The organism is Bradyrhizobium sp. USDA 4474 (assembly GCF_054057515.1).
The window spans coordinates 252,748-273,119 of record NZ_JBSRZJ010000002.1 but is presented as its reverse complement, the minus strand read 5'-3'; the positions used below and the strand labels follow the sequence as shown (position 1 = coordinate 273,119).

Sequence of the window (20,372 nt, the reverse complement as noted above, 5' to 3'; positions counted from 1 at the left end):
GCGGATCGGAGGACGCGATGCTCGTCGAGCGCGGGTTGCAGGCAATGAACGTCGAACTCGTGAGCGATGCCTATGCGATCGCCGCGAATTACCTCCGCCGCTCCGGTGCGATCGCCGACACGCTCGCCACCAACGAACGTCTGCTCGAGATCATCGTCACGCTGCTCCAGCACGGCGAATCCAACAAGATCAGGCTCGCCAACAAGGCGATCGTGAGGTTTGAGGCGCAGGCCGAGGCAAGAGCGGTTGCCTGATCAAGATTCCCAAAACATCGATGAACCAGAGGGTGCCATGGAAGCTGCCATCGACCGCATCATGAAGACCTATGACCTGCTCGCCAATCGCACGGCGGCGGCGAGCGACGAGGCGCGGGAAAAGGTGACGAACTACCTCAACACCCTGATGGAAGCCGGCGAGAAGGACACCCACAGGTTGACGGTCTGCGGCCTGACCTATCTGCGCCAGCTCGACGGCAGCGTGGACCCGGTGAAGGCGGGGTATACCGGGCTGTAGACGGAGCACCGCGACCACTGGATTGTTGAGGTCCAGATCGGACCTTTTCGGGTGACCGGCGAGCCGGTGGTTCTGCGGCCGTCCGATCGCCCCAATCCATAAATCCCCACCATATCTTGCATAAATGTCACGCCCGACCCGCAAATGCTTGGCCTGTTGCGGGCGATGTGGTAGATCGCGCTCGCCGCTTCCGATCGCCACACCAAGACCCCCGTAGCCTGCCAAAAGGCTGCGGCGGTGGAGATATTCGCAAGATGACCTCAGCCAAGACCGCCTCTGCGCCCGATTCGTTTTTCACCGCCTCGCTCGATCAGGCCGACCCGGAAATCGCCGCTGCCATCAAGGGCGAACTCGGCCGGCAGCGCCATGAAGTCGAGCTGATCGCCTCCGAGAACATCGTCAGCCGGGCCGTGCTGGAGGCGCAGGGTTCGGTGATGACCAACAAATATGCGGAAGGTTATCCGGGCGCGCGCTACTACGGCGGTTGTGAGTGGGTCGACGTCGCCGAGAACCTCGCGATCGATCGCGCCAAGAAGCTGTTCGGCGCCAAGTTCGCCAACGTGCAGCCGAACTCCGGCAGCCAGATGAACCAGGCGGTGTTCCTGGCGCTGCTCCAGCCCGGCGACACCTTCATGGGCCTCGACCTCGCGGCCGGCGGCCATCTCACTCACGGCTCACCCGTCAACATGAGCGGCAAGTGGTTCAAGGCCGCGCACTACACCGTGCGCCGCGAGGACCAGATCATCGACATGGACGCGGTCGCCAAGCAGGCCGAAGAGGTCAAGCCGAAGCTGATCGTGGCCGGCGGCTCGGCTTATTCGCGCGCCTGGGATTTCAAGCGCTTCCGTGAGATCGCGGACTCGGTCGGCGCCTATCTGCTGGTCGACATGGCGCACTTCGCGGGCCTCGTCGCCGGCGGCGTGCATGCCTCGCCTGTGCCGCATGCCCACGTCACCACCACCACGACGCACAAATCGCTGCGCGGTCCGCGCGGCGGCCTCATGCTGTGGAATGACGAGGCGCTGACCAAGAAATTCAATTCGGCGATCTTCCCGGGCCTGCAGGGCGGCCCGCTGATGCATGTGATCGCGGCAAAGGCCGTGGCCTTCGGTGAGGCGCTGCGTCCGGACTTCAAGGTCTATGCGAAGAACGTCGTCGAGAACGCCAAGGCGCTCGCCGAGGCGATGAAGAGCCATGGCTTCGATATTGTCTCCGGCGGCACCGATAACCATCTGATGCTGGTCGACCTCAGGCCGAAGGGCCTGAAGGGCAACGCCTCGGAGAAGGCGCTGGTTCGCGCCGCCATCACCTGCAACAAGAACGGCATTCCGTTCGACCCGGAGTCGCCGTTCGTGACCTCCGGTATCCGTCTGGGCACCCCGGCGGCGACGACCCGCGGCTTCGGCGTCGCTGAATTCCAGCAGGTCGGCGGCATGATCGCCGAGGTCCTCAACGCGATCGCGCAATCCGACGACGGCAAGGCGCCGCTGGTGGAAGCTGCGATCAAGGAACGGGTCAAGGCGCTCACCGACCGCTTCCCGATCTATCAGTAAGAGGCCAAGATAAAGGCTGAAGTCAAAGGATCAAGGCAAACGGATGCGCTGCCCGAACTGCAACAGTCTCGACACGCAGGTAAAGGACTCGCGTCCGACCGAGGATTCTTCCGTCATCCGCAGGCGGCGCGTGTGCGTCGCCTGCAATTTCCGCTTCACCACCTTCGAGCGCGTGCAGCTGCGCGAGCTCACGGTGATCAAGCGCAACGGCCGCCGCGTACCGTTCGACCGCGACAAGCTGATGCGCTCGGTCTCGATCTCGTTGCGCAAGCGGCCGGTCGAGCCTGAAAGGGTGGAGAAGATGGTCTCCACCATCGTGCGCGAGCTCGAGACCGGCGGTGAGGCCGAGATTTCCTCCGAGGTGATCGGCGAGACCGTGATGGAGCATCTGCGCACGCTCGACGACGTCGCCTATGTGCGCTTCGCCTCGGTCTACCGCAATTTCCGCGAGGCCAAGGATTTCGCCGAGGTGCTCGGCGAGCTCTCCGGTGAGGAGGAAGCGCGGCTCGCCGCGATGCGCAAATGATCTTCCGCATCCTGGAAGATCAGTTCGCCCGGAAGATCCGCGAGTCCAGGGACGCCGACCGCCGTTACATGCAGCTGGCGCTGGCGCTCGGTCGGCGCGGGCAGGGGCGCACCTGGCCCAATCCGGCCGTCGGCGCCGTCATCGTCAGGGACGGAGTGATCGTCGGCCGCGGCTGGACGCAGCCCGGTGGACGGCCGCATGCCGAGGTTGAAGCGCTACGGCGGGCAGGCGAGGCCGCGCGCGGTGCGACGCTTTACGTCACCCTCGAGCCATGCTCGCATTTTGGCAAGTCGCCGCCCTGCGCCGATGCGGTGATCGCCGCCGGCATCAAGCGCGTCGTCGCGGCGATCGAGGATCCAAATCCTGAGGTCGCGGGGCAGGGGCACGCGCGCGTGCGCGCCGCAGGCATGACTGTGGATGTGGGCCTGTGCGCGGCGGAGGCCGCGTTCGACCACGCCGGCCATTTCCGCCGCATCCGTGACAAGCGTCCGCACGTGATCCTGAAGCTTGCCGTCTCGCCCGACGGCAAGATCGGCGCTGAAGGCGGCAAGCGGCTCGCGATCACCGGCGATGCCGTCCGCGACCGGGTGCATCTCCTGCGCGCCTCGAGCGACGCGATCCTGGTCGGCATCGGCACGGTGCTGGCCGATGATCCGCAGCTCAATTGCCGCCTGCCCGGCATGGAAGCGCGTTCTCCGTTGCGTGTTGTCCTCGACCGGAATTTGCGGATTCCGGCTTCCAGCCAACTCGTGCGCTCCGCGCGGGAGGCGCCGCTTTGGGTCGTGGGTTCAGAGCTTGCGGAAGCAGCCGCAGCAACCCGCCTCGGCGCCGCCGGTGCGCAAATCATGCGTATGCCGCCGAACGGTGCAGCCGGCCTCGACCTTCCGGCCGTGCTGCACGCGCTCGCCGAGAAGGGCGTCACGCGGCTGATGGTCGAGGGCGGCAGCCGGGTCGCGGCATCCTTCGTGTCTGCCGACCTCGTCGACGAGATCTGGCTGTTCCGCGGGGCGGAAGAGGTGGGGGCTGGTGGGGTCGATGCGCTCGATGCATTGCCCCTGTCGAAAATCACGCAGTCGCAGGCCTACAAGGTTCATGCTAGCGAGACATTCGGCCCCGATACTCTCACCATCTACGAGCGCGCTTAATGTTCACTGGCATTGTCACCGATATCGGCGAGATCGTCAGCGTCAAGCCGGTGGCGCAGGGGCAATTGCACCGCCTGCGCATTGCCTGCAGCTACGATCAGACCACCATTGCCGACGGCGCTTCGATCGCCAACAACGGCGTCTGCCTCACCGTGGTCGCCTCCGGCGTCGCTGACGGCAAAACCTGGTTCGACGTCGATGCCGCCGCCGAGACGCTGGCGCTGACGACGGCCAAGCGCTGGAAGGTGGGCACGATGCTCAATCTCGAGCGTGCGCTCAAGATCGGCGACGAGCTCGGCGGTCACATCGTCGCCGGCCACGTCGACGGCGTCGCCAGCATCGTCAGCCGCGAGGACCTGCCCGACATGGCGCGGTTCGAGCTCTCGACGACGCGGGAGCTGGCGCGCTTCATCGCCACCAAGGGCTCGATTACGCTCGATGGCGTCTCGCTGACCGTCAATACGGTTGATGACGCGACCTTTTCGGTGCTGATCATTCCGCATACACTCGACGTCACGACGATCGGCGGCTGGAAGGCGGGCAGTGAGGTCAATATCGAGGTCGATCTGATGGCCCGCTATGCGGCGCGGCTGACGGAAATGAAGTGACCGGTAAAGCCGGCCCTGCTTTAAAACTTGGCTTACACGCCTGCGGCGACTACATAACGCGCCGACCCAAGAGACGACTAGACGAAACGGATTGAGACGATGGCAGACGCGCGGCGCGCACCCCTGAAGGACCAGACCGATATTTCCGGCGCGCGTGCGCTGGTGGTCGAGGCACGGTTCTATGACGATCTCCAGGACGCGCTTCTGGATGGCGCGGTGACCGAGTTGAAGGCGGCCGGCCTGACCCATGACGTCATCACGGTTCCCGGCGCGTTGGAGATCCCGGCGGCGGTGGCGATCGCAGTCGACGCGGCTGCGGCGAACGGCAAGCCTTATGATGCGGTGATTGCGCTCGGTTGCGTGATCCGCGGCGACACCATCCATTTCGAGATCGTCTCGCAGGAATCCTCGCGTGCGCTAATGGACCTCGCTGTGGCGCGCAAGTTGCCGCTCGGCAACGGCATCCTCACCGTCAACAACGAGGACCAGGCCTGGGCGCGGGCGCGCGCCAGCGAGCTCAACAAGGGCGGCGATGCCGCGCGTGCGGCGCTGGCGATGCTTCGCATCAAGCGCCGCCTGGCGCGGGCCTGAGCCATGGCTGACATCAGGAAACCGGCGGGGCTTGCGGAGAAGAAAGCGAACCGGCGCGGTGCGGCGCGGCTCGCAGCCGTCCAGGCGCTCTATCAAATGGATATCGCCGGCGCCGGCATCAACGACATCTTTGCGGAGTTCGAAAGCCACTGGCTCGGCAACGAGGTCGAGGGCGACACTTACCTGCCTGCGGAAGCCGCATTTTTCCGCGACGTCGTCTCCGGCGTCGTGCGCGACCAGAAGAAGCTCGATCCGCTGATCGACGAGGCGCTGTCCAAGGGCTGGCCCTTGAAGCGGATCGAAGCCATCCTGCGCGCGGTGTTGCGGGCAGGGGCCTACGAACTGGAGCACCGCAAGGATGTGCCGGGCCGCGTCGTGATCTCCGAATATGTCGACGTCGCGAATGCTTTCGTCGACCGCGAGGAGACCGGAATGGTCAACGCCGTGCTCGACCAGATCGGCCGCCAGTTTCGCGGTGACGAGTTCGGGCGGGGGTAGGGCGACGCGGGCGGTTGGAGTTGACACCGATGACCACTCCGAACGATCCCTCCGGCGAAGATTCCCTGATCGCTCGCTATTTCAAGCCGTTGGCGACTGATCCCGGTGCGTTCGCACTGGTGGACGACGCCGCGGTGCTGTCCTCGTCAGGCGACGACATTGTCGTCACCACCGATGCCGTGGTCGAGGGCGTGCATTATCTTGCCACCGATCCCCCCGACACCATCGCGCGCAAGGCACTGCGGGTGAACCTGTCCGATCTCGCCGCCAAGGGCGCGAGCCCGGCCGGCTTCGTGCTGACGCTGGCGCTGCGCAGCAAGGAGGACGCCTGGCTGAGGCCTTTTGCGGATGCGCTCGGCGAGGACGTGAAAACTTTCGCCTGCCCGCTGCTCGGCGGCGACACGGTGTCGACACCAGGGCCGCAGATGATCTCGATCACCGCCTTCGGCCGCGTGCCGACGGGGCGGATGGTTGGCCGCACCGGAGCGCGACCGGGCGATATTATCCTGGTGACGGGCACGATCGGCGATGCCGCGCTCGGGCTGGACGTGCTCACCGGAGGCCCGGCCGCCACCGCGCTCGCGTCCGATCCCGCAGCAAGAGAAGCTCTCGTTTCGCGCTATCGGATCCCCCAGCCCCGCAATGTGTTGGCGCAGGCTGTGCGTGACCATGCGACAGCGGCGATGGACGTCTCCGACGGGCTTGCCGGCGACCTGACCAAACTCTGTGCAGCATCCGGCGTTTCGGCCACCGTCGGTCTGGCGAGCGTGCCCCTCTCGGCCGCCGCGGCCGGCCTGCTCGACCGCAATGCCATTTGTGTTGAGACGCTGCTTGCCGGGGGCGACGATTACGAAGTGTTGTGCACGGTCCCGCCGGCACGGAGCGATGCGCTGATCGCCGCCGGGCGGGTGGCCGGCCTTGCCGTCACGGCGATCGGCACGATCGTCGCCGGCTACGAGCGGCCACGCTTTCTGGATGGGCAGGGCCAGGAACTGACCTTGAAGCGGTTGTCTTTTAGCCACTTCTAGGCACTGCGCCACGCCAGCCGTCGCGCGCTCGGCATTAGGTCTAATTACCTGCCGAGATCGGCTTTTTCACTCTCTTCCGGCGTTGCACCATCAATTTGATTTTGGCAAGCTTGTGACCGACTAGGGCTACCTCTTCGCGCAAGGGGCAGCCCTGTTCAGCATAAGGGCGCCGCACCGCATGACGGAAAACAAGAGGCGGCGGGGGTACGTTCATCAAGGATCTGAGGCAGAAATCAAATGACAGCATTATGGTTGATAGTGCTCTGCGGAGTGCTTTCCGTCGTCTACGCGATTTGGGCGACGTCTTCGGTGTTGAGTGCGGATGCGGGGTCACCGCGCATGCAGGAGATCGCGGGAGCGGTGCGTGAAGGCGCACAGGCCTATCTCCGGCGCCAGTACACCACGATCGGCATCGTCGGCATCGTCATCTTCGTGCTGCTTGCCTTTTTCCTTGGGCTCTATGTCGCGATCGGCTTCCTGATCGGCGCCGTCCTGTCGGGGGCGGCCGGCTTCATCGGCATGAACGTCTCAGTGCGCGCCAATGTGCGCACCGCCCAGGCTGCGACGACGTCGCTCGCCGGCGGCCTCGAACTCGCCTTCAAGGCGGGCGCGATTACCGGCCTTCTGGTGGCGGGTCTCGCGCTGTTGGGCGTGACGCTCTATTTCGGCTTCCTGGTGCACTCGCTGAAGCTCGCACCTGACAGCCGCACCGTCATCGACGCCATGGTGGCGCTCGGCTTCGGCGCCTCGCTGATCTCGATCTTCGCCCGTCTCGGCGGCGGCATCTTCACCAAGGGGGCGGACGTCGGCGGCGATCTCGTCGGCAAGGTCGAGGCCGGCATCCCCGAGGATGATCCGCGCAATCCGGCCACCATCGCCGACAACGTCGGTGACAACGTCGGCGACTGCGCCGGCATGGCCGCCGACCTGTTCGAGACCTATGCGGTGACCGCGGTCGCCACCATGGTTCTCGCTGCCATCTTCTTCGCCAAGACGCCGATCCTCGCCAACATGATGACGCTGCCGCTCGCCATCGGCGGCATCTGCATCATCACCTCGATCATCGGCACGTTCTTCGTGAAGCTCGGGCCCAGCCAGTCGATCATGGGCGCGCTCTACAAGGGCCTGATCGCAACCGGCATCCTGTCGCTGATCGGCATCGCCGGCGTGATCTACTATTTGATCGGCTTCGGCAAGCTCGACGGCGTCGACTATACCGGCATGTCGCTGTTTGAATGCGGCGTCATCGGCCTCGTCGTCACCGCGCTGATCATCTGGATCACCGAGTACTACACCGGCACCGACTACCGTCCGGTGAAGTCGATCGCCCAGGCTTCGGTCACGGGTCACGGCACCAACGTGATCCAGGGCCTCGCCGTCTCGATGGAAGCGACGGCGTTGCCCGCGATCGTCATCATCGCCGGCATCCTGGTCACCTACAGCCTGGCCGGCCTGTTCGGCATCGCCATCGCGACCGCCACCATGCTGGCCTTGGCCGGCATGGTCGTCGCGCTGGACGCCTTCGGTCCGGTGACTGACAACGCCGGCGGCATCGCCGAAATGGCGGGGCTACCGAAGGAAGTGCGCAAGTCGACCGACGCGCTCGACGCGGTCGGCAACACGACGAAGGCGGTCACCAAAGGTTACGCGATCGGCTCCGCCGGTCTCGGTGCCCTTGTGCTGTTCGCAGCCTACAACCAGGACCTCAAGTTCTTCGTTGCGGGCTCGGCCGACCATCCCTACTTCGCCGGCGTCAACCCGGATTTCTCGCTCAACAACCCGTATGTGGTTGTCGGCCTGTTGTTCGGCGGTTTGCTGCCGTATCTGTTCGGCGCGATGGGCATGACGGCGGTCGGGCGTGCGGCCGGCGCAATCGTCGAGGAAGTGCGCCGTCAGTTCCGCGAGAAGCCGGGCATCATGCAGGGCACGGACAAGCCCGACTACGGCAAGGCGGTCGACCTGCTCACCCGCGCGGCGATCAAGGAAATGATCATCCCCTCGCTGCTCCCGGTGCTGTCGCCGATCGTCGTCTACTTCCTGATCTACGCGATCGCGGGCGGCGGCGCCGCCGGCAAGTCGGCTGCGTTCTCGGCCGTCGGCGCGATGCTGCTCGGCGTGATCGTGACGGGCCTGTTCGTCGCGATCTCCATGACCTCGGGCGGCGGCGCCTGGGACAACGCCAAGAAGTACATCGAGGACGGTCATTTCGGCGGCAAGGGTTCTGATGCCCACAAGTCGGCGGTGACCGGCGACACCGTCGGCGATCCCTACAAGGACACGGCCGGCCCTGCGGTGAACCCGATGATCAAGATCACCAACATCGTGGCCTTGCTGCTGCTGGCGATCCTGGCGCACTGAGCGGCATCAACGACAAAAGACAAAATCCCGCGACGAAAGCCGCGGGGTTTTTGTTTGGTGGGGCGCAATCTCTCTCCACGTCATTGCGAGGAGCCCGCGACAAAATTGCGAAGCAATTTTGCGCCGGTGCGACGAAGCAATCCAGGGTCTTTCCGCGGACAGATACTGGATTGCTCGCAATGACCGTGGAGCGAGCTACTGCACGTCCATCTGCAATCCTTCCTTCTGGATGATGTCGGCGAACTTCTTCGTCTCGGCGTCCACGAAGGCGGCGAACTGCTCGGGCGTGCCGTAGTCGGCGCGCGCCCCCATGGCAGCGATGTTCTTCCTGATGTCGTCGCGCTCCAGCATCGCCTTGACCTGGAGGTTGAGCGCTTCGAGAGCTGCCGGCGGCACACCCTTCGGCAGGAAGACCGAGAACCAGGACGATACGTCGAAATTCGCAAGCTCCGGCGCGCTCTCGCGCATCGTCGGCAGATCGGGTGCGAGGTCGCTGCGCGCGGTCGTGGTGACGCAGAGGCCGGTGAGCGTGCCGTTCTGAACCTGCGGCAGGCTCGGATAGAGATTGTCGAACAGGATCTGGATATCGCCGGCGAGGGCGGCCTGGAGCGCGGGGCCAGCGCCGCGGAACGGGATGTGAGTCATCTTCAGTCCGGTGAGCTGAAGAAACCAGGCGCCGGTGAGGTGAGGACTTTGACCGACGCCCGATGAAGCGTAGCTGAGCTTGTCGGGATTGGCCTTGAGAAACGCAATCAGCTCGGCGACCGATTTGATGCCGGTCTTCGGATGCGCCGACACGATATTCGGAATCCGGATCATGTTGCTGACAGGCTGGAGCTGGTCGGGCTTGTAGCTGAGGTTCTTGAAGATGCTGTAGGCGATCGCGTTCGGACCGGGGTTGCCGATCAGGATGGTGTGGCCGTTGGCCTTGGAGCGAACCACCTCGGCGGTCCCGATCGTGCCACCGCCGCCGGAGCGATTTTCGACAACCGCTGTCTGCCCCCAGGCGGATTGGAGATGGGCGGCGAGCAGCCGACCCATCACGTCGGTTGAGCCGCCCGCCGCAGCCGGCACGATGACGCGGATGTTCTCTGTCGGCCTCCAGTCCGCAAGGCTCGATCGCGGCAGGATGGCGGCGGCGGAGAGGCCCGCGGCTCCCGCAAGCAGACGGCGACGGGTCAAAAATCCGTTCGGACGGTTCTTGGGCACAATTCCACTCCCAGCTTCTTGTTTGCGGGGAGCGTAGGAAACGGGGTGCACAACGACAAGTCGCCTGCGACCGACAGCGTCGTTCCGAGAGCGTCACGAAGCCGCAGGCAGATAGCCTCAGTTCACGATCTCAGTTGAAGCTGAGCAGCTTGAACAGCGGCGCGAGGTAGCTCATCTCCTGACCCGACGTCGGCGTGGTCCGGCTGATGGAGTCGAAGATCTTGCCATCCTGGAGGCCGTAATTCGCAAGCCGGCGTACGCGCCGGTTCTTGTCGAAATAGATCGCGATCACACGCTGGTCGACGACCTTCTGGTTCATGAAGGCGACCATGCGTTCCGAGCGCTGCGAGATGTAGTAGAACACTTCACCGTCAAGGGTCGCGACCGTCGAGGGCGTGCCCATCACGATCAGCACCTGATCCTGGCTCGCGCCGATCGGAATCTGTTCGAGTGCGCCCGGCGGCAGGATGTAGCCCTTCTGGAACTGTTCACCGGTGCAGCCTGCGAGTGCGGCGCCGACGAGCGTCACGGCCGCGAGCATGCGCAGGCCACGCCAGCACGCATGAAGGCCGCGCCGCTTGTCCCGGCGCAGGCTGGTCTGGTTCGTTATCGTCATAGCGGAACTGATTCCGTCCCCTTGCGTCGCGCGAGGCGCTGAAGTACCGGGCAGGGCGTCTGAATGCAACTCGCGCGCGCCCGCTTGCGGAAACCACAATGCTTTGGCCGTTCAATCACTTCAGGAAACCCCGGCTAGCCCCGGCCGGCACCATTGAGACCATCTATGGCATGATCGTGACGCAGGCGCGAGAACCCATATTTTACCGGGACTTGGGCGTGCCGGACACGGTTAATGGCCGTTTCGACCTGTTGCTCTTGCACCTCTGGCTGGTGCTGCGGCGGCTGCGAAACGTCGCCCAGGGCGGGGTAGAACTGTCGCAGGCCCTGTTCGACCGCTTCTGCGAAGACATGGATGACAATCTGCGCGAGATGGGCGTTGGCGACCAGACCGTCCCGAAGCGGATGCGGGCTTTCGGGGAGGCTTTTTACGGCCGCATTCAGGCGTATGACCAGGCGATCGAAGCAGGCGCCGAGGCGCTTGGGCAGGCGATCTGCAAGAATATCTTGAACGGTAGCGGGATGGACCAGGCGCGACGGCTCGCCGCTTACGCGGTGGCGGCGAATGCGGAGCTCGGACAGACCGGCGATCCCGCAGTCCTGCTCGGATCTATCAGGTTTCCCGCATCGCTTGGCGAGGATGAGACATCATGAACCGCTCGTCGACCGGATTCGAACCCGATCCCTGGCGCTCGCCTGTGATCGTGGCGCAGATTCCCGATACGGGACTTCACCGTGAGCTCGAAGCCTCGGCGGCAGCACGCCAGGCCATGGCCAGTGTCGCGCGAGTCCGGGAGATCCTGTCGGCTCACGCCGACTTCGTCGTCGCGCCGAAGAGCGGCGGCCGGGTCCAGGTTACGGGCCGTGTGCGGGCTAAGGTCGGCCAGACCTGCGTGGTCACGCTCGATCCGATCGAGAATGAGATCGATGAGGAGGTCGATCTGACTTTTGCGCCCGAGGCCGAAGCGCGGCGGCTGGAGGATTTGATCGAGGAAGGGGAGGACGACGATAATCCCCCGGAGGTCGTCGATCCGCCGGAAGCCATCGTCAACGGGATCATTGACCTCGGCCGCATTGCGACCGACGCGCTGTTCCTGGCGATCGACCCTTATCCCCGCAAGCCGGGGGCCGTGTTCGAGGCCGAGATCACCGCGCCCGACCCCGAGGACCATCCGTTCGCGGCGCTGAAGGCGCTCCAGGACAACAAGCAGGGCAAGAAGAAAGGCAAATAGAAGCGCGTTCCCGTAAGACCACCTTGCTTTGAGGGGTGAGGTGTTTGCGGCAGGGGTTTCAAAGGCTGGTTTATCTACTTGATTCCCAAGTGTTTCTTGGGAATTTTCGGGCCCGCCAGCTGATCGCTCTCGATCCAAAAGACTGGGGGCAAGAGGTTGTTTCGGGATAACAAAACGCTATTGTCCGCCCCGGTCCGGGTGCGGCGTGGCGCTTGGCCGGTCGCCATGTCCATGGCGAGCCCATTCCGCGGCCCCGCTCGTTGACGACCGCGCCAGACCAGGTTTCCGGGATTTCGATGCCAAGCAAGGTTCGTATCGCGCTTGACGCCATGGGGGGCGACGTCGGCGCCCCTGTCGTCATTCCAGGCGCCGCCATCTCGCTCGACAGGCGCCCGGCGACCGAATTCCTGCTGGTCGGCGATCGCGCCAGGATCGAGCCCGAACTCGGGCGCCATCCGAAGCTCAAGGCCGCCTCGAAGATCATCCATACCGACGTCGCCGTCAGCGGCGAGGACAAGCCGAGCCAGGCGCTGCGCCGCGGCCGCAAGACCTCCTCGATGTGGCTTGCCATTGATGCGGTGAAGAAGGGGGAGGCGGATGTGGCCGTATCCGCCGGCAATACCGGCGCACTGATGGCGATGGCGCGCTTCCATTTGCGTACGCTGCCCGGCATCGATCGCCCGGCGATCACTGCCGTATGGCCGACCGCGCGTGGCTCGTCCGTGGTGCTCGATCTCGGCGCCACAATCGGCGGCGATGCGCGTCATCTGGTGGCGCTCGCAGTCATGGGGGCGGCCATGGCGAGCGTGGTGTTCGACAAGAAGCGTCCGACCGTCGGCCTGCTCAACATCGGGACCGAAGAGATCAAAGGGCACGAGGAGATTCGCGAGGCAGGAGAGATCCTGCGCACGATGAACCTGCCGGAGCTCGACTATGTCGGCTTCGTCGAGGGCGATGGCATCGGCAAGGGAATGGCCGATGTGATCGTGACCGAGGGGTACAGCGGCAACATTGCGCTCAAGGCTGCCGAGGGAACCGCACGCCAGATGGCGGACTTGCTCCGCAACGAGATCCAGCGCAGCTGGCTGTCCAGGCTCGGTTATCTTTTTGCACGCAATGCCTTCCAGGCGCTGCGTGACAAAATGGATCCGAACAAGTCAAATGGCGGCGTGCTGCTCGGGCTGAACGGGCTCGTGGTCAAGAGCCATGGCGGAATCAACGCCGAAGGCTTTGCCTATGCGATCGATGTTGGTTATGAGATGGCCAAATTCGATCTTCTGAACAAGATCAATCAGATGCTCAACCGCGATGGGGGTGCGCTCGGTTCCGTGCCAACCGCGCCGGAGGATGTTTCGTGACCAAGATTCGTTCGGTCGTGCTGGGCTGCGGCTCCTATTTGCCGGAGCAGGTGCTGACCAATGCCCAACTGGCGGCGCGCATCGACACATCCGACGAGTGGATCGTCCAGCGCACCGGTATTCGCGAGCGGCACATCGCGGCCGACGGCGAGTTCACCTCGCATCTTGCGCTCGAGGCGGCGCAGGCGGCGCTCAGCGATGCCGGCGTGGATGCGCAATCGATCGAGCTGATCGTGCTCGCGACCTCGACGCCCGACAACACGTTTCCCGCGACCGCGGTCGCCGTGCAGCACGGGCTCGGCATCAATCACGGCGCAGCCTTCGACCTCCAGGCGGTGTGCTCGGGCTTCGTGTTTGCGCTTGCGACCGCCGACAATTTCCTGCGCACCGGCGCGTTCAAGCGCGCCCTGGTGATCGGTGCCGAGACCTTCTCACGGATTCTCGACTGGAACGACCGCGGCACCTGCGTGCTGTTCGGCGACGGCGCCGGTGCGGTCGTGCTCGAGGCCCAGGAGCAGCCGGGCAACGCGGCCACCGATCGAGGCCTGGTGACGGCGCATTTGCGCTCCGATGGTCGCCACAAGGGCAAGCTGTTCGTCGACGGCGGGCCGTCCTCGACCCAGACCGTCGGCCATCTGCGCATGGAGGGCCGCGAGGTCTTCAAGCACGCGGTCGGCATGATCACCGACGTCATCGTCGATGCGTTCCAGGCGACCGGGCTCAATGCCGACAGCATCGACTGGTTCGTGCCGCATCAGGCCAACAAGCGAATCATCGACGCCTCCGCCCACAAGCTCCATATCGCGCCGGAGAAAGTGGTGCTGACCGTGGACCGTCACGGCAACACCTCGGCTGCCTCGATCCCGCTGGCGCTGTCAGTGGCGCGGAAGGACGGCCGCATCAAGCGCGGCGACCTGGTTTTGCTGGAGGCGATGGGCGGCGGCTTCACCTGGGGCTCGGCCCTGGTGCGCTGGTAAAGCCACATCGATAAAATTTTGCCCGAATCGGCGCCTGATATCAATGCGTCTGCATTGATGAGCGGTGTTGACCGCCGTAACGTAAGCTCCTAATTTCAGACAACAATTGTTCGCCGTGATGTGGGGCAGGGCGATGACCGATACAAGCAAAACCGTAACGCGTGTTGATCTCTGTGAGGCCGTCTACCAGAAGGTGGGTCTGTCACGCACGGAATCGTCCGCCTTCGTGGAGCTCGTGCTGAAGGAGATCACCGACTGCCTTGAAAAGGGCGAGACGGTGAAACTGTCCTCGTTCGGCTCCTTCATGGTTCGCAAGAAGGGCCAGCGTATCGGCCGTAATCCGAAGACCGGCACCGAGGTACCGATCTCGCCGCGCCGCGTAATGGTGTTCAAGCCGTCGGCGATCCTGAAGCAACGGATCAACGCCCAGCACCGCACCAATGGCGATGCCAGCAAGGCTCAACCCGAGGCGTAATCGCACCTACGTGAAGGATTTGGCATTTGGACAAGGCGCCGGATGCGTTCCGAACCATCAGCGAAGTAGCGCAGGAACTCGACATTCCGCAGCACGTGCTGCGGTTCTGGGAGACCCGCTTTTCCCAGATCAAGCCGATGAAGCGCAGCGGCGGCCGCCGCTATTACCGCCCCGACGACGTCGATCTGCTCAAGGGCATCCGTCGTCTGCTCTATGGGGAGGGCTACACCATCCGCGGCGTGCAGCGGATCCTCAAGGAGCACGGCGTCAAATCGGTTCAGGGACTGGCCGATGGCTCGGCCGCGGTCTCGTTCGGAGCCATCGAGGACGCCATTGGGGCGAGCCTGATGGAGCCCGACGACGAGGCGCCCATCAAGGGCGTCAATGGCGCAGATTCCGACGACGACGACTACCAGGGCGATGAGGAGGAAGGCATCGACTTCCGCTTCACGGAGGTCGACGACGAGGACATCCTCACCACCTTCCGCAAGGGCGGCGCCGCGGCCGCGCCGGCAGGGCCCAGTGCGCTGGACCGGGAACGGCTGGAACGCGTGCTCGGCGATCTCGTCGCGTGCAGGGAGATGCTGGACCAGGCGCTCAAGGGCGCCTGAGGGCGCTTTTCTCTCTCTTGGCGGCCTGTTCCCGTTGGCTTTGGGCGAAGGCACCAAAATGGTGTGCCTCGCCTTGCGCAAAGCAGCGATCCTAGCTAATGGAACGACGTTCGGAGCGTGGCGCAGCCCGGTTAGCGCACTAGTCTGGGAGACTAGGGGTCGGAGGTTCAAATCCTCTCGCTCCGACCATTTTCTTCAGAGATTGACCAAAATCTTGCGGGATCGCGGGTCGGCAAGCGAGGTCCTGCTTTCGGAACGGCTGCCCCATCGTGTCGACGAAGGAGGCTTCTGCACTCTGCAGGCGTTTGATCAGTGCGCTGGCGCTCAGGTCCATGAGGGCATCGGCTGCCAAAAGGGACACTGACAGCAACGCAATCGCTGACCCAACGACAATTCCCTTCCATTCTTGTGACTGCATCAATTTACTTTATCAGGTATTTCGCCGCCCGCATAGATGGGGCTTCTGTACGCGGTTCAACCCCAGGAGCGACCAACGCACGTATTCTTGAAGAGCGACGATTCTGTAACGGGGCGCGCCCGATCCTCGCACATGTCGGCCGTAACCCTGTCGAAGGACAGCCCGGAGTCATTCTGTGCCGGACGTCGCTACGCGGACCGCCGCAGATACCCCACCACCATTTGCGTCGTTTCATCCACCAGCGTCCGCACAATCTTCTCCGGCAGGATCTCGACCCGGTTCAGCACCACGTTATGCGCGACCGCCTCGATCGCGCTGACGCAGATGAAGGTTGCGACATCGAGGTCGACCTTGCGCATCTCCTTGCGGCTGTCGAGATAGGCGCGGACGAGAGCGTGGATCTCGCGGTTGTAGGCTTCGACGTCGAGCTTGCCCGCACGCGGGATCTGCTCGGCGAGGACGCGATGCAGTTCGGGCTTGATGCGATGCGCCTCGATCGCGACGGTGACGAGGCGGCGCACGGCTTTTTCGATCGGCATCTCGGCGACTTCGACGAGCGCTGCGCGGACCAGCGCCATGATCTCCTCGTTGTGACGATCGATCACGGCGGCCACCAGCGCCTCTTTGCCCGGAAAATACTGGTAGAGCGAGCCGACGCTGACGCCGGCGACTTCGGCGATCCGGTTGGTGCTCGTCTTCTCAAAGCCTTCGCGAACCAGAATGCGAGCAGTTGCCTCGACCAGCGCATCGACCGTGGCGCGGGATCGCTCCTGCGAGGCTTTTTTCCGGGGTTTTGTCGCTGCCTTGCGCGCCATGGCCTGCGGTTTCGAATGCGAGTAGGAAAAGCGAGCGATTGCTCGCATTATAGCGGAGGTCGGCGATGCAAGGATAGAAGCAGAATGGTGCCGGCCGGACCCGGCAAATGAGGGCAGGAGCATGAGCGTTGCGAAGATGCTGTCGATCGGGCGGCTTTGCGAATGCAATTTCTCGTGGGCGACACGTTCAAACGATCCTCCGCCGAGCTTGCAGAGCCGCGTCTTCAATTGGCTCCTCGGGCTGCTTCCCTACAAGAAGCAGCTTGCCTCGGCCGAGGCCGTGCAGGCACATGTTCAGAGGCTCGCGCTGGAGCCGGCCTCGCACGAGCCTAGGGGGCTTGGCCGCGGGGTCGAGGTGACCCTGACGAAGATGGGCGGATGGCCGGTCTATTACACGGCACCGTCCTCGGGCCACGAGGGCTGCAACCACGTCATGTTCCTGCACGGCGGCGGCTATATCAACGAGATCGCGCCGGCGCATTGGCGCTTCGTCGGCCAGATGACGCGCAAGGCGGGCGTCGTCTGCGTCGTGCCGATCTATCCGCTGGCGCCGCGCGCGACAGCCAAGGACGTCGTGCCGGCGACGGCTGAGCTGTTGCGGATGCTGCTGGAGGATGCCGGGGCTGCAAAGGTCACTGTGGTCGGCAATTCAGCTGGCGCGGGCCTCGCGCTTGCCGCGTGCCAGTGGCTGCGCGATCGCGGACATCGGCAACCGGGCCGGCTGGTGCTGATCTCGCCGGGCGTCGACGCGACGGTCAGCCGCCCAGAGCAGACGGAGATCGCGGCGCGCGATCCGATCCAGGACATTCCGGGCATCATCGAGGCGGGACGGCTCTATGCCGGTGAGCTCGATGTCGGCCATCCCTTCGTCAGCCCGCTCAACGGTGCCTTCCGTTCGCTCGCGACCATGACGATCTTTTCGGGGACGCGCGATCTGCTCTATCCGGACAGCGTCGCACTCTCGGAGCGGGCAAGGGCGGCGGGGGTGTTGGTGGAGTTGCATCTGCTGCGCGACCAGCCGCATAATTACGCACTGATGCCGACCCCGGAGGGGCGACGCGCGCGAGCGATGATCTTGCGTGCGGTGGCTTAGAGCGAAGGTGTGATCGTGTTCACGCTACGCGCTGCCCGCAAGACAAGACGGCTCTCCTCGCTATGAGTAGTTTTGCAGGCCGTTAGGCGTGGCCCTTGATCTCGTAGTGACCCGGCACGCATTTGAAGCGCTCGAGGCGCCAATTGGCGTGGTAGATCGGATGCTCGCCCATCCATTTCGCGAGCGGGGCTTGTGCGCCGACTGCACACGCCATCATCGACATATCGGGCGTCATGTTGCTGTCGGTCACCATTTCCTCGACACAGCTGCCTGAAGCAGCGGCGCCAAGCCGGCAGAGCACGGCAACGACGGTCATGAACATACCAGTCACCTCATCGGTAGCTTCGAGCACGAGGGGATGCAAGCCGAGTGCCACAGCCTGTGCGCCACGTGACGCCGCCCGGGCCGACTCAGCCGGCGTCTGGTTTGACGATTCGGATTGCAAAAAATGATCCTAAACCGAAGCCGGGCAACGACGGGGAACCCACAGGACTCGAGGCAGCGATGATGGATTGTGGGGGCAGCGCCGCGCCATCAGCGCTTCACAAGACCGGCCCAGCCGATACGCTTCGCGACGTTGCGGAGTACTCGCCATGAGAGCGGGACCGCCAGGACAAAGGAAATGCGAGGGTAGACCATGAAGGTACGACCGACCGGCGTGATTCCGCCGATGACGACGCCGTTCCGGAAAGACGGCGAGATCGACCATAAACTCGTGGCACGCCAGGTCGACTGGATGATCGGTGCCGGCGCGCATGGCGTGGCGGCGGGCGGCTCGACCGGCGAAGGCCACACGCTCGACCACGAGGAATATCGTGATCTGATGGCGGCGACAGTCGAAGCGGTGAAGGGACGTATTCCCGTCATCGCCGGTATTATCGTCGACTCCACGCGAGATGCGATTCGCCGCGGCAAGCTGGTGCGCGACATGGATGTCGCCGCCCTCCAGGTCACGCCCGTGCACTATCTGTTCAAGCCGGACGAGGAGGCGATGGTGGCGCATTTCCGCGCCATGGCCGACGAGACCGGCATGCCCATCATCATCTACAACGTGGTGCCGTGGTCGTATCTGTCGCCGGCGCTGCTGACGCGAATCATGACCGAGGTGCCGCTGGTGATCGGCGTCAAGCAGAGTGCGGGCGATCTCAAACTGTTCGCGGATCTCATGATGATGGCGCCGGACAAGCTGATCTACAGCGCGGTCGATGCGTTGATGTATCCGTCCTACACGCTGGGAGCCCATGGCTCGATCGCCGCGATCCTGACCGCTGCGCCGCATGCCTCCGTGGCGCTGTGGGATGCGGTGAAGGCGGGCGATCATCCACGCGCGCTCGATCTGCACAAGAAGCTGCTGACGCTGTGGAACGCTGTCATCGCCGACAACCTGCCGGCCTGTACGCGTTACGCGCAGACGCTCCAGGGGCTGCCGAAGACATACCCGCGTGCGCCGATGCCGGAGGCTTCGCCCGCGCAGCAGGCCGCGACCCGCAAGGCGCTGGAGGCGCTCGGCGCGCTGGACGGGAGGCAGATCGAGGCGGCCGAATAGTCCCCGCGCCGAAATAATCGATGTGCAGACGCAGCGCCGATCCGCTTTTACCTGCGGGTGCGGCGCTGCTACATTTTGCAGGCATCGCGGCCGCGGCGCGCCAACGAAGAAACATGCCGAGAAGGGGAGGGGCTGAAGTCCCATGAAGGAGTTCGCTGGAAAGATCGCCGTCATCACCGGTGGGGGCACAGGCATGGGGCGGGAGCTCGCCCGGCAGCTCGTTGCCGAGGGATGCAATGTCGCGATGTGCGACGTCTCAGAAGCCGCGATGGCCGAGACCAAGCGGCTCTGCGAGGCCGACAAGCTGCCGCAGGGCCTGCGCGTCACGACTCACTTCGCCGACGTCTCGATCGAGGATCATCTCAAGCGTTTTCGCGATGAGCTCACCGAGCAGCAGGAGACCGACAAGATCCATCTGCTGTTCAACAACGCCGGCATCGGCGGCGGCGGCAGCCTGTTCACCAACACGCGGGAGCAGTGGGAGCGCACCTTCAACATCTGTTGGGGGGGCGTCTATCTCGGCGTCCGCACCTTCCTGCCGATGCTGGTCAAGGCGGACGAAGCCCACATCGTCAACACCGCCAGCGTCAACGGCTTCTGGGCCTCGGTCGGTATGAACCAGGCGCACACCGCCTACAGCGCGGCGAAGTTCGCGGTGAAGGGCTTCACCGAGGCGCTGATCAACGACCTTCGCCTGCACGCGCCGCATGTCAAATGCTCGGTGGTGATGCCCGGCCATATCGGCACCTCGATCGTCTCCAATTCGCGCAAGCTGCAAAGCTCTGACGGCTCGGCGCGTCTCAATGCCGACGAGGTCGTCTTGACCCGCAAGCGCATGGTTGCGGCAGGCGTGCCAGATGCTGACAAAATGTCGGACGAGGACATTCAGGCGGTATTCGCCGAGCGCGCCCGCAGCTTCCTCGAGGACGCGCCGACGACGGCCGCGGAGGCGGCCAAGATCATTCTGGATGGCGTGAAGACGGAGCGATGGCGTATTCTCGTTGGCGAGGACGCAAATCGCCTCGACGAGCGCGTACGCGCGACGCCCGAGCAGGCCTATGACAGGGCATTCTTCGACGCCTTTACCCGGGACGTCGGCTGGCGGCTTGGCTGAACTGTCAACGAGCGCGCGCGGATATAGGTATGACGCTTATCATCGCAAGAGGTCCGGCGGTCATTTTGCTCGGATAAATTTGCGCGGCG

Annotated in this window: 23 protein-coding genes and 1 tRNA gene; 20 read left to right on the top strand and 4 right to left on the bottom strand. The window is 64.3% G+C overall.

Features of this window, described 5'->3' with window-relative positions:
- The first annotated feature begins 17 nt into the window (after positions 1-17).
- The 10 genes from ACVW16_RS02965 to ACVW16_RS02920 all read left to right on the top strand — a co-directional run bounded on the left by ACVW16_RS02965 (position 18) and on the right by ACVW16_RS02920 (position 8,820).
- Positions 18-254, top strand: a complete 237-nt coding sequence (locus tag ACVW16_RS02965) for a hypothetical protein (RefSeq protein ID WP_456703898.1) — start codon at positions 18-20, stop codon at positions 252-254.
- A 37-nt stretch (positions 255-291) separates the two neighbouring features.
- On the top strand, positions 292-513 hold the full coding sequence (locus ACVW16_RS02960; RefSeq protein WP_456735342.1) for a hypothetical protein: 222 nt from the start codon (positions 292-294) through the stop codon (positions 511-513).
- 254 nt (positions 514-767) lie between these two features.
- The gene (glyA, locus tag ACVW16_RS02955; protein ID WP_456703896.1) at positions 768-2,066 is read left to right on the top strand and encodes a serine hydroxymethyltransferase; all 1,299 of its coding nucleotides are present in this window, start codon (positions 768-770) and stop codon (positions 2,064-2,066) included.
- A gap of 43 nt (positions 2,067-2,109) precedes the next feature.
- On the top strand, positions 2,110-2,592 hold the full coding sequence (gene nrdR, locus ACVW16_RS02950; protein WP_456735341.1) for a transcriptional regulator NrdR: 483 nt from the start codon (positions 2,110-2,112) through the stop codon (positions 2,590-2,592).
- Positions 2,589-3,737 (top strand): bifunctional diaminohydroxyphosphoribosylaminopyrimidine deaminase/5-amino-6-(5-phosphoribosylamino)uracil reductase RibD, encoded by a 1,149-nt coding sequence (gene ribD / locus ACVW16_RS02945; RefSeq protein WP_456735340.1) that lies wholly within the window; start codon positions 2,589-2,591, stop codon positions 3,735-3,737. The genes nrdR and ribD overlap by 4 nt, the downstream gene beginning before the upstream one ends.
- Positions 3,737-4,345, top strand: coding sequence for a riboflavin synthase (locus ACVW16_RS02940; protein WP_456735339.1), 609 nt, complete (start codon positions 3,737-3,739; stop codon positions 4,343-4,345). The genes ribD and ACVW16_RS02940 overlap by 1 nt, the downstream gene beginning before the upstream one ends.
- 99 nt (positions 4,346-4,444) lie before the next feature.
- Positions 4,445-4,936: a 6,7-dimethyl-8-ribityllumazine synthase gene (gene ribH, locus ACVW16_RS02935; RefSeq protein WP_092228692.1), complete on the top strand. Its 492-nt coding sequence runs from the start codon at positions 4,445-4,447 to the stop codon at positions 4,934-4,936.
- 3 nt (positions 4,937-4,939) lie between these two features.
- Positions 4,940-5,434: a transcription antitermination factor NusB gene (gene nusB, locus ACVW16_RS02930; RefSeq protein ID WP_092228693.1), complete on the top strand. Its 495-nt coding sequence runs from the start codon at positions 4,940-4,942 to the stop codon at positions 5,432-5,434.
- Positions 5,435-5,463: 29 nt separating this feature from the next.
- Positions 5,464-6,462 (top strand): thiamine-phosphate kinase, encoded by a 999-nt coding sequence (thiL, locus tag ACVW16_RS02925; RefSeq protein ID WP_456735338.1) that lies wholly within the window; start codon positions 5,464-5,466, stop codon positions 6,460-6,462.
- A 237-nt stretch (positions 6,463-6,699) separates the two neighbouring features.
- Positions 6,700-8,820, top strand: a complete 2,121-nt coding sequence (locus ACVW16_RS02920; protein WP_456703891.1) for a sodium-translocating pyrophosphatase — start codon at positions 6,700-6,702, stop codon at positions 8,818-8,820.
- 195 nt (positions 8,821-9,015) lie between these two features.
- Here the strand turns inward: ACVW16_RS02920 and ACVW16_RS02915 are convergent, their stop codons facing one another.
- Together ACVW16_RS02915 and ACVW16_RS02910 are read right to left on the bottom strand one after the other, a co-directional pair.
- The gene (locus tag ACVW16_RS02915; RefSeq protein ID WP_456735337.1) at positions 9,016-10,029 is read right to left on the bottom strand and encodes a Bug family tripartite tricarboxylate transporter substrate binding protein; all 1,014 of its coding nucleotides are present in this window, start codon (positions 10,027-10,029) and stop codon (positions 9,016-9,018) included.
- Positions 10,030-10,159: 130 nt separating this feature from the next.
- Positions 10,160-10,645: an outer membrane protein assembly factor BamE gene (locus ACVW16_RS02910; RefSeq protein ID WP_456703889.1), complete on the bottom strand. Its 486-nt coding sequence runs from the start codon at positions 10,643-10,645 to the stop codon at positions 10,160-10,162.
- Between the two features lie 98 nt (positions 10,646-10,743).
- On the opposite strand from ACVW16_RS02910, the gene ACVW16_RS02905 reads away from it, so the two are divergent.
- The 7 genes from ACVW16_RS02905 (at position 10,744) to ACVW16_RS02875 (ending at position 15,486) form a co-directional block, all read left to right on the top strand.
- Complete coding sequence (locus tag ACVW16_RS02905; RefSeq protein ID WP_456735336.1) at positions 10,744-11,298, top strand: ubiquinol-cytochrome C chaperone family protein; 555 nt, start codon at positions 10,744-10,746, stop codon at positions 11,296-11,298.
- Positions 11,295-11,876 (top strand): YceD family protein, encoded by a 582-nt coding sequence (locus ACVW16_RS02900; RefSeq protein WP_456735335.1) that lies wholly within the window; start codon positions 11,295-11,297, stop codon positions 11,874-11,876. The genes ACVW16_RS02905 and ACVW16_RS02900 overlap by 4 nt, the downstream gene beginning before the upstream one ends.
- 296 nt (positions 11,877-12,172) lie before the next feature.
- The gene (gene plsX, locus ACVW16_RS02895) at positions 12,173-13,234 is read left to right on the top strand and encodes a phosphate acyltransferase PlsX (protein WP_456703886.1); all 1,062 of its coding nucleotides are present in this window, start codon (positions 12,173-12,175) and stop codon (positions 13,232-13,234) included.
- On the top strand, positions 13,231-14,211 hold the full coding sequence (locus ACVW16_RS02890) for a beta-ketoacyl-ACP synthase III (RefSeq protein WP_456703885.1): 981 nt from the start codon (positions 13,231-13,233) through the stop codon (positions 14,209-14,211). The genes plsX and ACVW16_RS02890 overlap by 4 nt, the downstream gene beginning before the upstream one ends.
- A 133-nt stretch (positions 14,212-14,344) precedes the next feature.
- The gene (locus ACVW16_RS02885) at positions 14,345-14,686 is read left to right on the top strand and encodes an integration host factor subunit alpha (protein ID WP_177243187.1); all 342 of its coding nucleotides are present in this window, start codon (positions 14,345-14,347) and stop codon (positions 14,684-14,686) included.
- A 26-nt stretch (positions 14,687-14,712) separates the two neighbouring features.
- Complete coding sequence (locus ACVW16_RS02880; protein WP_456735334.1) at positions 14,713-15,297, top strand: MerR family transcriptional regulator; 585 nt, start codon at positions 14,713-14,715, stop codon at positions 15,295-15,297.
- Positions 15,298-15,408: 111 nt separating this feature from the next.
- Positions 15,409-15,486, top strand: a tRNA-Pro gene (locus ACVW16_RS02875).
- Between the two features lie 417 nt (positions 15,487-15,903).
- Here ACVW16_RS02875 and ACVW16_RS02870 read toward each other — a convergent pair.
- Positions 15,904-16,530: a TetR/AcrR family transcriptional regulator gene (locus tag ACVW16_RS02870; protein ID WP_456703883.1), complete on the bottom strand. Its 627-nt coding sequence runs from the start codon at positions 16,528-16,530 to the stop codon at positions 15,904-15,906.
- 121 nt (positions 16,531-16,651) lie between these two features.
- Here ACVW16_RS02870 and ACVW16_RS02865 point away from each other — a divergent pair, with 121 nt between their 5' ends.
- Positions 16,652-17,623 carry an alpha/beta fold hydrolase gene (locus ACVW16_RS02865; protein ID WP_456703882.1) on the top strand — a complete coding sequence of 324 codons (972 nt, stop codon included), beginning with the start codon at positions 16,652-16,654 and terminating at the stop codon, positions 17,621-17,623.
- A gap of 82 nt (positions 17,624-17,705) precedes the next feature.
- Here the strand turns inward: ACVW16_RS02865 and ACVW16_RS02860 are convergent, their stop codons facing one another.
- Positions 17,706-17,945: a hypothetical protein gene (locus ACVW16_RS02860; RefSeq protein ID WP_456735333.1), complete on the bottom strand. Its 240-nt coding sequence runs from the start codon at positions 17,943-17,945 to the stop codon at positions 17,706-17,708.
- A 315-nt stretch (positions 17,946-18,260) separates the two neighbouring features.
- On the opposite strand from ACVW16_RS02860, the gene ACVW16_RS02855 reads away from it, so the two are divergent.
- Together ACVW16_RS02855 and ACVW16_RS02850 are read left to right on the top strand one after the other, a co-directional pair.
- Complete coding sequence (locus tag ACVW16_RS02855) at positions 18,261-19,169, top strand: dihydrodipicolinate synthase family protein (RefSeq protein WP_456735332.1); 909 nt, start codon at positions 18,261-18,263, stop codon at positions 19,167-19,169.
- Positions 19,170-19,311: 142 nt separating this feature from the next.
- Positions 19,312-20,283 (top strand): SDR family NAD(P)-dependent oxidoreductase, encoded by a 972-nt coding sequence (locus tag ACVW16_RS02850; protein ID WP_456735331.1) that lies wholly within the window; start codon positions 19,312-19,314, stop codon positions 20,281-20,283.
- Positions 20,284-20,372 lie beyond the last annotated feature (89 nt).